The organism is Methylobacterium sp. CM6247, from assembly GCF_054817925.1.
Genome location: NZ_JBTXKX010000003.1, coordinates 2,495,001 through 2,507,420, shown reverse-complemented (window position 1 = coordinate 2,507,420; position 12,420 = coordinate 2,495,001). Strand labels below are relative to the sequence as shown.

12 protein-coding genes (1 of these 12 cut by a window edge) are annotated in these 12,420 nt (G+C 65.8%); 6 read left to right on the top strand and 6 right to left on the bottom strand.

The genetic code is table 11. The features are described from left to right. Positions 1–384 precede the first annotated feature (384 nt). From ACYQOP_RS12525 to ACYQOP_RS12515, 3 genes are all read left to right on the top strand, one after another. Positions 385–1,176 (top strand): PRC-barrel domain-containing protein, encoded by a 792-nt coding sequence (locus tag ACYQOP_RS12525; RefSeq protein ID WP_461222562.1) that lies wholly within the window; start codon positions 385–387, stop codon positions 1,174–1,176. Next, complete coding sequence (locus tag ACYQOP_RS12520) at positions 1,173–2,504, top strand: MFS transporter (RefSeq protein WP_056428759.1); 1,332 nt, start codon at positions 1,173–1,175, stop codon at positions 2,502–2,504. Before ACYQOP_RS12525 ends, ACYQOP_RS12520 begins: the two co-directional genes overlap by 4 nt. Before the next feature lie 199 nt (positions 2,505–2,703). Further along, the gene (locus tag ACYQOP_RS12515) at positions 2,704–4,467 is read left to right on the top strand and encodes an ABC transporter ATP-binding protein (RefSeq protein WP_056428957.1); all 1,764 of its coding nucleotides are present in this window, start codon (positions 2,704–2,706) and stop codon (positions 4,465–4,467) included. 4 nt (positions 4,468–4,471) lie between these two features. On the opposite strand, the gene ACYQOP_RS12510 is transcribed toward ACYQOP_RS12515, so the two are convergent. The 3 genes from ACYQOP_RS12510 to ACYQOP_RS12500 form a co-directional block, all read right to left on the bottom strand. After that, on the bottom strand, positions 4,472–4,852 hold the full coding sequence (locus ACYQOP_RS12510; protein ID WP_461222561.1) for a response regulator: 381 nt from the start codon (positions 4,850–4,852) through the stop codon (positions 4,472–4,474). Between the two features lie 188 nt (positions 4,853–5,040). After that, positions 5,041–6,525: a M48 family metalloprotease gene (locus ACYQOP_RS12505; RefSeq protein WP_461222560.1), complete on the bottom strand. Its 1,485-nt coding sequence runs from the start codon at positions 6,523–6,525 to the stop codon at positions 5,041–5,043. Positions 6,526–6,530: 5 nt separating this feature from the next. After that, complete coding sequence (locus tag ACYQOP_RS12500; RefSeq protein WP_461222559.1) at positions 6,531–7,334, bottom strand: DNA-binding protein; 804 nt, start codon at positions 7,332–7,334, stop codon at positions 6,531–6,533. A gap of 301 nt (positions 7,335–7,635) precedes the next feature. On the opposite strand from ACYQOP_RS12500, the gene ACYQOP_RS12495 reads away from it, so the two are divergent. After that, on the top strand, positions 7,636–8,661 hold the full coding sequence (locus ACYQOP_RS12495) for a TerC family protein (RefSeq protein ID WP_056428954.1): 1,026 nt from the start codon (positions 7,636–7,638) through the stop codon (positions 8,659–8,661). A gap of 125 nt (positions 8,662–8,786) precedes the next feature. Here ACYQOP_RS12495 and ACYQOP_RS12490 read toward each other — a convergent pair whose 3' ends face one another. The 3 genes from ACYQOP_RS12490 to ACYQOP_RS12480 all read right to left on the bottom strand — a co-directional run bounded on the left by ACYQOP_RS12490 (position 8,787) and on the right by ACYQOP_RS12480 (position 10,787). Beyond that, a complete protein-coding gene (locus ACYQOP_RS12490; protein ID WP_461222558.1) occupies positions 8,787–9,557 on the bottom strand; it encodes an N-acetylmuramoyl-L-alanine amidase in 771 nt (256 codons plus the stop codon). A 22-nt stretch (positions 9,558–9,579) separates the two neighbouring features. Further along, positions 9,580–10,305 carry a TerB family tellurite resistance protein gene (locus tag ACYQOP_RS12485; protein ID WP_056428741.1) on the bottom strand — a complete coding sequence of 242 codons (726 nt, stop codon included), beginning with the start codon at positions 10,303–10,305 and terminating at the stop codon, positions 9,580–9,582. Between the two features lie 212 nt (positions 10,306–10,517). Further along, positions 10,518–10,787, bottom strand: a complete 270-nt coding sequence (locus tag ACYQOP_RS12480; protein WP_018042474.1) for a hypothetical protein — start codon at positions 10,785–10,787, stop codon at positions 10,518–10,520. Between the two features lie 217 nt (positions 10,788–11,004). Here ACYQOP_RS12480 and ACYQOP_RS12475 point away from each other — a divergent pair, with 217 nt between their 5' ends. Together ACYQOP_RS12475 and dusA are read left to right on the top strand one after the other, a co-directional pair. After that, on the top strand, positions 11,005–11,604 hold the full coding sequence (locus tag ACYQOP_RS12475; protein ID WP_461222557.1) for an urease accessory protein UreE: 600 nt from the start codon (positions 11,005–11,007) through the stop codon (positions 11,602–11,604). Between the two features lie 61 nt (positions 11,605–11,665). Beyond that, a protein-coding gene (gene dusA, locus ACYQOP_RS12470) for a tRNA dihydrouridine(20/20a) synthase DusA (RefSeq protein WP_461222556.1) crosses the window boundary here: on the top strand, positions 11,666–12,420 show its 5' portion. 256 nt of this gene lie beyond the right edge of the window; the window shows 755 of its 1,011 coding nt (coding positions 1–755); it begins with the start codon at positions 11,666–11,668; its stop codon lies off the right edge, out of view.

Sequence of the window (12,420 nt, the reverse complement as noted above, 5' to 3'; positions counted from 1 at the left end):
GACGAGTTCCTCAAAAGTATTCCACCTCAGTTCGCGCGGGTGGTTCGGCACGCTTGCGCGCATCTCTACGATGCACAAAAGGCGAAAACCAGACGATCACAGGGCTTTCGTCATACCTCACGCGGCGGAAAGGGAAAAATTCCGTGTCGGCGGGCGCCGGTTCGCCTGGACAGCTTCCGCGCTGCACGCCACCATGACCGCCACGGTCCGGTTCTTGCCAATCCGTGATCGGGACGAGCCGCTCCTCTGCCGATCGGTTCGCCGTCATCCACAACTTCGCCTTGGTCCGCTCTCATACGCCTTCCCACTCCATGCCAGGCGAGAACGTCTCGGGATGGCCGAGGTCGAGCGGGAGCCGGCGACATGCTTCTTCGGGGAACGCACGTGTTCAGAACTGTCCGGCTGGTTGCCGCCGCGTCGATCACCCTTTGGGCCGCAGGAGCCGCAGCAGAGGGAACCGCTCCGGCTACCGGCGCGGCGAGCGACGCGTCTCCGGCCGCGCCCGCGGCACCCGCAACCCCTGTCTCGCCGCCGGTGCCGCCACCGCAGATCACCGCGCCGGCACAGCCGGCGGCTGCCCCGCCCGTACCGGCCACAGGGACACCCGCGACTGTTCTGGATACCCAGGATTACGAGGGTGTGCTCGGCAAAGCCGTGCGCAGTTCCACCGGCGAGGATATGGGTCGGATCATCGACATCATCCTCGACAAGGATGGTCGGCCACGCGCCGCCATCATCGATTTCGGCGGCTTTCTCGGCGTAGGCTCGCGCAAGATCGCGGTGGACTGGCGCGCCATGCGTTTCTCGCCGGATGGCAAGCCGAGCCGCCTCGTCCTTCAGCTGAGCCGGAACCAGGTTCGCGTCTCGCCGGAATACAAGCCGGGCGATCCCATCGTCGTCCTCGGCCCGGCGAGCCCGAGCGTTCCGCCCGACGGCGACGCGGCGGCCGGCCAAGCGCCTCCGCCCGCTCAGGTGGCTCCTGCACAAGTCGCTCCCGCGCAAGTTCCGGCAGCGCAAGGCCCGGCAGCGCCAGTCCCGGCAGCGCAGCTCCCTGCGGTTCAGCCCCCCGCCGCACCGACTCCGGCGGCTCCGGTCCAGGCTCCCGTCACGCCGCCGTCGACCCCTGCGGCCACTCCCATGCCAGATAAGCCGGCTGAGAAATCGCCGGACAAATGACGGCATCCCGCTCGCAGAATCGACGCGTCATCAAACCCCGCGAAGTGCCCCGGTCGGAATTTCGACCGCGAGGGGTTCCCCGGCGTGACGCCTATGCCGAGATGCCCGGAGAGGCTTCGACCGACATGCAGGCCGTTTCGGTGAGAAGCAGCCGCGGGCTCGACGCCTTCGCGTTCTTCGTCGCGAACCTCCAGACCGGGTTCGGTCCGTTCCTCGCCGTGTACTTCACGCAGGCGCAATGGACGCAATCCGACATCGGTTTCGCCCTCACGGTGGGCAGCCTCGTCAGCCTGCTCGGTCAGGTGCCGGGCGGTGCTTTCGTCGATGCGGTTCGTTCGCGACGCTTCGCGGCGGGGCTCTCGGTCGTGGCGATCTCGCTCAGCGCCTTCGCCCTCGCCATGTGGCCGAGCTTCCTTATCGTTCTGCTCGCCATGGCGGCCCATTCGGCCGCGAGCTGCATCCTGACGCCGGCCATCGCGGCCATCAGCATCGGATTGGTAGGTCATAAACGTGCCGGTGAACGGCTGGGGCGCAACGCGAGCTTCTCGGCGCTCGGCAATGCGGTCGCGGCGGCGTTGATGGGAGCCTGCGGCTACTACCTGTCGAACGACGCTGTGTTCTACCTCACCGCCTTCCTCATGATCCCGACCCTGATCGCGCTCTCGTTCATCCGTCCGGGCGCGGCACCGCTGCAGGCCCGCCAAGCCGAGGCGGTGGAGTCGGGGCCGAAGGAAAGCGCGCTGAAGGCCATCGTCACCAATCGCCCCCTCCTGTGCTTTGCCGCCTGCATGACCCTTTTCTTCCTGGCCAACGCGGCCATGCTGCCTCTCGTGGGCAGCATGTTGACCCTGCGGGCCAGCGAAACCGCCACGGCGCTCATCGCAGCCTGCATCGTGGTGCCCCAGGTCGTCCTGGCGATTTCCGGCCCGGCGGTCGGGCGGGCCGCCGAGAAATGGGGCCGCCGCCCGCTCCTTCTCATCGGCTTTGCCGCCCTCCCGATCCGCGGCCTGCTCTTCGCCTACACCGACAGCCCGGAACTCCTCGTGGCGATCCAGGTCTTCGACGGCGTCTCGGCGGCGGTGTTCGGGGTCATGGTTCCCCTCGTGGTCTCTGATGTCACGCGCGGCACCGGCCGGTTCAACCTCGCCCTCGGTGCGGTCGGAACCGCCATGGGGATCGGCGCCGCCCTGTCGACGTCGCTGGCCGGAATCATGGCCGATCACCTCGGCAGCCACAGCGCCTTCCTTGGCCTCGCCATCGTGGGTCTGGCGGGCTTCGCCCTCCTCGCCCTGATCATGCCGGAGACCCGTCAGGTGGAGGCGACCTGATGGGGGTACGGCATCGAATTCGCTTGCCGCTCAAGACCCGTTCAGGTTTCCTCGGTATAAGAGCGCAAGCTTGACGGCAGCCTGCAACGCTTGGACGAGATTTGCGTTGCGACCTATAGGTTCACGGTTCCGTGCTGCCTGCTTGCAGGGTCACGTCAGAATCCGACAGTTAAGAATGAGCACCGGGATGGTCACCCATATGGAAGACCTCTGCGTCTATGCCGACAGGCCCTTCGCCTTCGTCTCCCGTTACCTGAAGCGGCGGGCCCTTCCCCATCTGGTCATCCTCTGCGCTGTCCTCGGAGCCGTCGCTTTCTCCGTGAGCACGGATTACGCGCTGAAGGGCGTCGTCGATGCCCTGAGCAAGGGGCCGGATGCAGGCCTGATCTGGGGCGCACTGGCCGTCCTCATCGCCTTCATCGCCGCCGACAACATGCTCTGGCGCGTGGCGAGCCTCGTCGGATCCTTCACTTTCGTCGGTGTCACGGGTGATATCCGCCGCGACCTGTTCCGGCACATGACCGGGCATTCGCCGTCCTTCTTCGCCGACCGGCAGCCCGGAACTCTCGCCTCGCGCATCACCGCAACCTCGAACGCGATCTTCACGGTCGAGAACATGTTCGTGTTCAACGTGATGCCGCCCTGCGTCGCGGCCTTCCTGTCGATCGTCTATATCGGCACCGTCAACCTCACCATGGCGGGCGTCCTGGCCGGCATCTTCGCCGCCGTCGTCATCCTGATGTTCAAGATGGCGGCTGCGGGAAAGCCGCTCCACCACGACTTCGCGGCCAAAGCCGCGAGCGTGGATGGCGAGATGGTGGATCTCGTCGGCAACATGCCGCTGGTCCGCGCCTTCTCGGCGTTCAAGCGGGAATACAAGCGCTTCGACGGTACCATCGGCGTCGAGATGCGGTCGCGCCGCTCCTCGCTGCTCTACCTCGAGAAGCTTCGGATCGTTCACGCGATCCTCACGGTCTTCGCGGTGCTCGGCCTGCTCTATTGGGCCATCACCATGTGGGAAGCGGGCCAAGCCACGAACGGACAGGTGGTCCTCGTCTGCACCCTCGGCATCCGTATCCTCGCCGCCACGCGCGACCTCGCCGTCGCCTTAGTGGATGCGACCCAGCATACGGCCCGGCTGTCGGAGGCCCTGCATACCCTGCTTCAGCCGCACGACCTGATCGACCATCCCGAAGCGATGCCGCTTTCGGGCACCGGCGCCGAGATCGAGTTCGATCACGTCGCCTTCTCGTATCCCGACGGTCGCGCGGTCTTCACGGATTTCAACGTCAAGATCGAGGCGGGGCAGCGCATCGGTCTCGTGGGCAAGTCGGGTGGGGGCAAATCGACCCTCTTCTCGCTGCTCCAGCGCTTCTACGAGGTCCAGAGCGGGAAGATCCTGCTCAATGGTCAGGACATCAACCGGGTGACGCAGGATTCCCTGCGCGAAGCCATCACGGTGGTGCCCCAGGACGTGTCGATGTTCCACCGGACGCTGCGCGAGAACATCCGCTACGGCCGGCCGGACGCGTCGGACGAGGATGTCTGGAAGGCCGCTGCGGCGGCGCATTGCACCGACTTCATCGAGGCGTTGCCGGAGGGCTTCGACACGATCGTGGGCGACCGGGGTGTGAAGCTGTCCGGCGGTCAGCGCCAGCGCATCGCCATAGCCCGCGCCATCCTGAAGGATTCCCCGATCCTTCTGCTCGACGAGGCGACCTCGGCGCTGGACGCCGATTCCGAGGAGGCGATCCGGCACGCCCTGGCCAATCTGATGAAGGGGCGGACCGTCATCGCAATCGCGCACCGTCTCTCGACGCTGAAGGATTTCGACCGGATCGTGGTGCTCGAAGGCGGGCGCGTCATCCAGGACGGCTCGCCGGACAAGCTCACGCATCTCGATGGGTTCTACCGCGAGTTGATGAAGAAGGAATCGATGTCGATGGCGCTCGCCGCCGCCTGACCGATCAGGCGGGTGGCGACACACCGAACCCTTTGATCGCGCGGATAACCGCCACCGCGCGATAGGGCTTCTGGAAGAAGACCGCGCCGCCTACCATCCGGGGCGGGGTGTGAGAGAAGCCGGTGGCGTAGATCACCGGCAGGGCCGGACGGATGTCCCGCGCGGCTTCGGCGAGTTGCCATCCATCCATCGCACCCGGCAGACGGATGTCCGTGAACAGGATGTCCACCGGGTCGCCACGCTGCAGAATATCGAGGGCGATTTCTGCGGTGACCGCCGGGATCACGTCATATCCGACCTCTTCGAGATGGGCGGTGATGACGTCGAGAAGCATCACCTCGTCCTCCACGATGAGAATACGGACAGCGGACGCTGGATGGTGCATCGACGACTCCGTTCGGATGAGACTCGGTTAGGATGCCCATGATGGCCACGTTCGCCGCCACCGGTCGAACCGTTGGCGTTCCCCGAGCGTCGCGGCGGGCCTGACGATCAGCCTGAACGACCCGGGTGGAATCGGGAATCACCACAACGTGGTCCGGCATCGAACTGCCAGACCGCAACCGTGTTTCGCTACTCGACGACGAGCTTGTAGCTTTGGCCCGCCCGGATGACGGCACCCCGCTCCAGCTCGTTGAGGACGAGGAAGCGGTCCAGCGGACGATCGGGCACCACCATCCTGCGCGCCATCTCGTCGGCCGTATCGGCCGGCCCGGCGACGACGACCTGGATGCGCAGCGGGCGCAGGGACTTCACTTCGTCGGGGCCGACGCCGGACAGGCTCTCGGTCCAGCGACGGAACGCGCCGTCGGGATCCGTGCTGCCCTTGGCAGCCATGATCATGCGGAAGGTGGTCTCCCCGACCCGGACAGCGGCGAGGCGGAAGGTCCAGTCCTTGCCGCGCGACATCGCCGTGACCGCCGAGTTGCCGGCGATCATCCGATTCTCCACCGAACTCGCCTCGATGCTGTCGCTCCAGGTTGCGCGCAGCACCTCCTCCAGGCTCTGGCCGACATGGCTTTCGACCTGATCGAACAAAAGGCGACGGCTCCCCTCCCCGGTGGCGCCGAGGACGGCGTTCCGCGTGTTCTCGATCGTGAATCCCTCCGGTACCTCGAAGGCGATGCCGAGGCTGGGATGGAGGAAGCGGCGGCCCTTGACGATCCCGTCGCCCGGATTGTCGCCATAGGCGATGCCGTCGATGGCCGCGAGGTAGCGGGCACGCTCATCGACGCCGAGGCCGGGCGCGCCGATCAGGCGGGCGGCACGGGTGACGAGGTTGATCCGCTCGCTGGTACCGGGGTGGGTGGCGAGCATGTCGGGCTCGCCGGCCATGCCCGTCCCGGTCTTCATGTTGGTGGTGCGATTGAGCGAGTTGAGGAACCGGCCCGCACCGAACGGATCGTAGCCGGCCCGCGCCAGGGTCCGGACACCGATCCCGTCCGCCTCGAGCTCCTGATCGCGGGAGAACCGGGCCAGGGCGAATTTCGACTGGTTCTGCAATTGGGCGCCGGTGGCTGGATCGTTGAGCACGTCGGCGACGACCCGGCTTACCAACTGCGAGCGCAAGGCCAGTTCGGTGCGCGCCGTGGCATGGCGCAGGGTGACGTGGGCGATCTCATGCGCCAGCACGGCGGCGATCTCGGACGTATCGCTGGCCAGCGCCAGCAACCCCCTGGTCACGTAGAGGCGGCCATTGGGCAGGGCGAAGGCGTTGATGACCGGCGAGTCGAGAAGCGTGACCGCGTAGGTCTCCTCCGGACGGTCGGTGGCCTTCACCAGACGGTCGGTCACCTCCGTCAGCAGGCGCAGAGCCGCCGGCGAACGGTATTCCCCCCCGAAGGAAGCCACGAGCTTGGCATGGTCGGCATCCGACGCGGTCCGCTCCCGGCCCGTGGTGCGGGGAGCCTCCACCGGGACCTTGATCGCGGCCGGCTGCAACAGGGCGCCGGTCTGGTCGGCGCCGCAGCCCACCAACAGCGGCAGGATGAGCGTCGATATGAGCAGGCCGCTTCGGCCAGCCCAGAATCCGCGATGTCGAGTGTGCCCCCCGCTCATTCGGTTCAGCGCCGAAGCGCCCGCTCCTCATCCAAAACTTCGATCATGTCTGCGCTTGCGATGTCGAGGGTGGGTCCGCGCCAAGACTCGACGACACCGCGAACGCGGACGAGGCGCCCGCGTAGCGTCGCCGCACTCAGACCACGTTCACGCAACTGGCGCCAAGTGCGCTTCGACACGGTGACCGTCAAGCCGTCTTCACCCCGCTTGGCGAAATCCACGTAGGTCCGGGCCGACCGCTCGCCGACATTCACGACCCTCCCTTGCGCCACGATGAAACGACCGGTCGCTTCGCGCAACGCGCCACCCTCCCGGCCTTCACGCACGCCCGTGCGCCAAAGCCCCCTCGCCGCTCCGCGAGCCTCGGTTTCGAGGCTCAGCAGCGCCGGTCTGCACAGCGTGTCGCGTTCGCCGGCATCCACATAGGCAAGTCCCTCCGCGATCAGCCCACCGGCAAGGTCCACCGCCTCGTCGAGAACGGCCGCATCGACCTGCGTGCGTCCCCAACGGTCGGCCTCGCCGCGCGGCACGAGCTCCAGCGGACGGTCCCGATGCCGGAGAAGCCAGGCACGGGCCGCGCCATCATCTTCCACCGGCCAGCGAATGCCGCCCAGAATCGCGCGACTGCCCGATGCCAGGATCAACTCGCCGCGCTCGCCGACTCCCGTGAGCGCATCCTGTCGCGTCGACCCTGCCCGGCATTCAGGGGCGACGAAGCGCGTCGCCTCGGCCTGCGCCGAACCGGCCAGGACCAGCGCGAAGTTCGCCCATCCAAGGATGCGTCCGATCCTCACGTGCTGAACCCTCACACCGCCCGGCTCCGAACCGCACGCCATTGTGGGGCGTCGCGGTGCAGCAAAACAAGGAAGCGATCGATGGCGACGAGCGGTTTGCCCCGTTCTGCGGCCGGTTGGCCACACCGGTAGAGCTCTCGGAACCTGCGCTCGGCGTGAACGCGACGGCGCCGCCATGCCGTCTCTTGATTACCGTCCCGGCGGTTCCCAGCTAACGGCAATCGGCTGCGGGCCCCTCTGGCGGATGCGCGTTGACGCCTTCCGTGATGTCGGAGCCGATGCTTTCCTGCGTCTCGCAAAGCATCGACGGTCCCACATGGTCGACTTTCTTTTCATCGAATGGCTCGGTAAGCCTGTCTGGATGTGGCTCGGGTTCCACGCCCTGGTCGCCGGGCTGCTCGCCTTCGACCTCGGGCTGCTACATCGGGACAAGGACCACGAGATCGGGGTGAAGGAGAGCCTCCTTCTCACCGCGTTCTATTTCAGCCTCGGCCTCGCCTTCGGCGGTTGGATCTGGTGGTATTTCGGGGCACAGCCCGCCCAGGAATACGTGGCCGGCCTCGTGGTCGAGAAGTCGCTGTCCATGGACAACGTCTTCGTCATTGCGGTCATTCTCACCTCCCTGGGAATTCCCCGCGCGGCTCAGCACCGCGTTCTCGTCTGGGGCATTCTCGCCGCGGTGGTCCTGCGCGGGTTGATGATCGGGCTCGGCGCCGCGCTCGTGCACCAAGCCGCCTGGGTCTTGTCGATCTTCGCTGCTTTTCTGATTTTCGCCGGGCTGAAGATGCTGTTCGGCAAGGAGGAAGAGGCCGGCGACATTCAGGACAACGCCATGGTTCGGATGCTGCGCAAGGTGATGCGCATCACGCCCGAGATGCACGGCCAACGTTTCGTCGTTCGGAAGCCGGATCCGCAGAGCGGCAAGTCCGTCCTCTGGTTCACCCCCCTGGCGCTCGGCCTGATCCTCGTGAACGGCGCGGACGTGATCTTCGCCGTCGACAGTGTCCCGGCGATTTTCGCGATCACCACCGATACGTTCGTCGTCTACACCTCCAACATCTTTGCGATCCTGGGCCTACGTGCGCTCTACTTCGCTCTGGCGGCCATGGTCGATCGCTTCGCCTATCTGAAGACCGCGCTTGCCTTCATCCTCATCTTCATCGGGACGAAGATCGTCGTGGCCGACACGTTCGACCTCGTTCATGTGCCGCCATGGGTGTCGCTTGTCGTGACGCTGGTGCTGCTGGCGGGCGGCGTCGCTTACAGCCTGTGGCGCACGCGGGACGCAGCCAAAGATGCAGCGAAGGACGAGAACAGGGACGCCGTGTCGCAACGCGCCTGAGAGTGGTCCTGAATTCCGTCACCGGCGCCTGTGCCGGTGACGTCATCGATGACTGCGAAGTCGACCCGTCTTCAAACTATGGGGCCGGACCGCTCACGTGCAGCGACGGATGCGGCGTCGAGCAATCACCGCGACGGTAATGCGGCCAGCAAGTCGCGCAAGGTCGTGATCGTCGAGGCATCGGCGACTCCATCCACGCGCGCCTGACGAAATCTGCGCTGAAATGCCGTGACGACCGCCTTGGTTCGACGATCGAAAACTCCGGTCACGGGTATGTCGTAGCCGTAGAGGGCGAACATGGCCTGGAGCGCTTCGATCGGCTGTCCGGTATCGCCCTCTGCGAAGAAGCGCCCGTCGCGGATGGGTGACGCCGGCACGTGATGTCCGATTCCGGCCGCGGCCAGTCGGTGCCAGGGAAAATGCTCGCCTGGATCTTCCTTGCGTTCCGGCGCCACGTCCGAATGGCCGAGAACATGCCACGGCGCGATGTGCCAACGGGTAACGAGATCCTGGGACAATGCGATCACCGCGTCGATCTGCTCTGGCGGATAGGGGGGTAATCCGCCGACATGCCCGCCATTGACGATCTCTATGCCGATGGAGCGCGAGTTGATGTCTCGCTCGATTCCCGTTGTGGCGCGGCCCCATGTACCGGCCCCAGCGTGCCAGGCGCGGCGTGATTCCGGCACCATCTGGATCACCCGGCCATCTTCCAGCACCACGTAATGCGCCGAGACCTCGGAGATCGGGTTAGCGAGGCGCTGCAATGCGGCGGCCGCACTCTCCATTCCGGTATAGTGCAGGATCAGCATGGTCGGCGGCCCGTCGCGGCGCTCCCCATGGTTGGGCGATGGCATCACACTGGTCGCCACCGGGCTTTCCGGTTTGGGCTTCATGCGGCAGTTCCTCCGTTCCGCCTCAACGCAAACGTCGTTCGGCGGCGATCCGGTCATAGGCGGCATTGATCGCCGCGAGCCTTTCGGTCGCGATAGTCACGGCTTCGGGGGGGACGCCTCGAGCGATGGCGCGATCGGGATGGTTCTCCATCACCAGGGCGCGATGCCGGGCCTTTACCTCGGCGTCGCTCGCCTCGTGGTCTAGATCGAGGACCAGATACGGATCGTCGGCGAGCCGTACATGCCGCGCGGCGATCCGTCGGAAGGCGACATCGTCGAAGCCGAAGGTCTCGGCCACGGCACGCAGGTAGCGCTCCTCTGCTTCATGGATCGCACCATCGGCCTTCGCGATGTGGAACAGGCCGTCGAGGACATCCTCCAGCAAAGCCGGTTCGTCGCGAAACGCCGTCGCCATCTGTCGCGCATAGGCCTCGAACCCGGCCGAGGTGCCCTTGGCGAGGTCGAACAGCCGTTGGACGCCGGGCCGCTCCCGCTCGCTGACCTGGATGACCTTGGCGAAGGCCTCGACCTCGGAAGGCGTCACAACGCCGTCCGATTTCGCCATCTTGGCGGCCAGCGCCACGAGGCCGGTGGTGAAGACGACATCCCTCGGCGTCGCGCCGAAGATCGCACCCTCCCGATCCACCAGGAAGTGACCGGCGACCCCGCCGACCAGACCGCCGATCGGTCCACCGATGGCCAGTCCGATTCCGGCGCCGCCGAGCTTGCCCCAGATCCCGACGGTCATGCGGAACCGCCTTGATGGGCGTGGAGGGCGCATTCGAGGGGCGAAACGAGAAAAGCGTGAGACAGCATCGGCATCGCAGAGGATCGTCGGCCGGTCATTCGCCGGCGCAGACCCGCATACGGCAAATGCCCCCGGCCCGTCTTGTCTCCACGTCATGAAAAAGGGCCGAGGCATGCGCCTCGACCCCGATGTTCTTCCCGTATGGAAAGATCTCAGCGGCAGTACACGTCGCCGTAGGCGTCGCGATAGGTGCCGTAGGGGCAGCGCGGGGCCGTGCCGGCGCCGATGATCGCGCCGCTGGCGCCACCGATGGCCGCACCGGCAAGAGCGCCGCCAGCCCGACCGGTGGCTGCACCGCCGATGGCAGCACCGGCCAAAGCGCCGAGGCCGGCGCCGCCGAGTGCACGATCCTGCGGCGTATTGCAGGCGCCGAGGGAGAGGGCGAGAGCCCCGGCGAGGGTAGCGGCAATGAGCTTCTTCATGGTCCCGAGACTCCCTTGTGCGTTTTCTGGCCCGGCTTATCGCCGTGGTGACCTTGCGCAACGTAGCTTAGCCATTCCTTTCGTGGAATGCACGTGATGGGAGAACGGTTCCGGCCAAGCTTTCCGTTCCGGCGAAAAACCCGTTAGTGATGCACGCCAGACACCTTGGGCCGCCCTCGCCGGATGCCCAGATGAGTTTAAACCGTTCGAGGAAGCCATGCTGCGAGCCACCGCCATCGTCCGCAAAGCCGCCATCCGCCCCGATTCCGTTGCCGATAGCGTCACGCTCGATCACGATGGTCGCCAGGGGGCGGCTGCGATCCTCAACGGCGCGGGAGGCTTGAGCTTCACCCTGGCCTTGTCGAAGCCGGCGCCCGTCGAGGACGGCGATGCCTTTCGTCTCGAAGATGGACGCTTGGTGACGGTTCGCGCCGCAGCCGAACCTTTGCTCGAAGTACGTGCCGAGAATCCGGCACGCTTGATGCGGCTTTCCTGGCAGCTCGGCGGCAGTCACGTCCCGGCGGAGATCGGCGCCGACGTGCTCTATATTCCCGCGACTCCGGCGAATGCGGAACTCGTCCGTGGCCAGGGCTGCGCCGCGAACCCGGTCTCACGGGCTTTCAAGCCCGAGCGCGAGGCCCACGACCATAGCCGGTGCGGGCACGATCACCATCACGATCATTCTCATGCGCACGATCATTCGCATGCGCACGATCATGGTCTTGACCATGCAGATCACGGGCACGCGCACGCTCATGATCATGGGAATGACGGCCACGCTCATGTGCATGGGCCGGATTGCAAGCACGATCATTGATTGGAACAGCCGAGGCAGACGTCACTCCGGCAAAGCCGGAGCCAGTCTCTTTGATGCGGACATGATGAAACCTGACGATATCCGTTTCTCGGTCGCGCCGATGATGGATTGGACCGACAGATACTGCCGGTCGTTCCACCGCGTCCTGTCGCGCCGTGCACGTCTCTATACCGAAATGGTAACGAGCAACGCCGTTTTGCACGGAGATAGGGAGCGTCTGCTCGGATTCTCGGATGCGGAACATCCTGTAGCGGTCCAGCTTGGCGGTTCGGTGCCTGCGGATCTCGCTGCGGCGGCCCGTATCGCGGAAAGCTTCGGCTACGATGAGATCAACCTGAATGTCGGCTGCCCGTCGGATCGGGTCCAGGATGGACGCTTCGGCGCTTGCCTGATGCGGGATCCGACTCTCGTGGGGGAATGCGTGGCCACAATGAAGGCCGCGGTTTCGGTGCCGGTCACGGTGAAATGCCGGATTGGGGTGGACGATCAGGATACCGAGGTCGCGCTCGATTCCCTGGTCGATGCCGTGGAACGCGCGGGTGTCGATGGGCTCATCGTTCACGCCCGCAAGGCGTGGCTGCAAGGTTTGTCGCCAAAGGAGAACCGTGATGTCCCCCCCCTCGATTACGAGCGTGTGGCACGGCTGAAACGGAACCGTCCTTCCCTGCCGATCGCCATCAATGGCGGCATCGCCACGATCGAGAAGACGCTGAACCAACTGAATGCGGTCGACGGCGTGATGATGGGCCGCGCGGCTTATCACGAACCCGCACTTCTGTTGGATGTGGATCGCCTGGTCTTCGGCGAGGAGGCCCC

What these genes read in the sequence shown, in the direction of transcription:
- ACYQOP_RS12520 (WP_056428759.1), top strand. Translation starts at nt 1,173, where the DNA reads ATGACGGCATCCCGCTCGCAGAATCGACGCGTCATCAAACCCCGCGAA.
- ACYQOP_RS12515 (WP_056428957.1), top strand. Translation starts at nt 2,704, where the DNA reads ATGGAAGACCTCTGCGTCTATGCCGACAGGCCCTTCGCCTTCGTCTCC.
- ACYQOP_RS12510 (WP_461222561.1), bottom strand. Translation starts at nt 4,852, where the DNA reads ATGCACCATCCAGCGTCCGCTGTCCGTATTCTCATCGTGGAGGACGAG.
- ACYQOP_RS12505 (WP_461222560.1), bottom strand. Translation starts at nt 6,525, where the DNA reads ATGAGCGGGGGGCACACTCGACATCGCGGATTCTGGGCTGGCCGAAGC.
- ACYQOP_RS12495 (WP_056428954.1), top strand. Translation starts at nt 7,636, where the DNA reads ATGGTCGACTTTCTTTTCATCGAATGGCTCGGTAAGCCTGTCTGGATG.
- ACYQOP_RS12490 (WP_461222558.1), bottom strand. Translation starts at nt 9,557, where the DNA reads ATGAAGCCCAAACCGGAAAGCCCGGTGGCGACCAGTGTGATGCCATCG.
- ACYQOP_RS12485 (WP_056428741.1), bottom strand. Translation starts at nt 10,305, where the DNA reads ATGACCGTCGGGATCTGGGGCAAGCTCGGCGGCGCCGGAATCGGACTG.
- ACYQOP_RS12480 (WP_018042474.1), bottom strand. Translation starts at nt 10,787, where the DNA reads ATGAAGAAGCTCATTGCCGCTACCCTCGCCGGGGCTCTCGCCCTCTCC.
- ACYQOP_RS12475 (WP_461222557.1), top strand. Translation starts at nt 11,005, where the DNA reads ATGCTGCGAGCCACCGCCATCGTCCGCAAAGCCGCCATCCGCCCCGAT.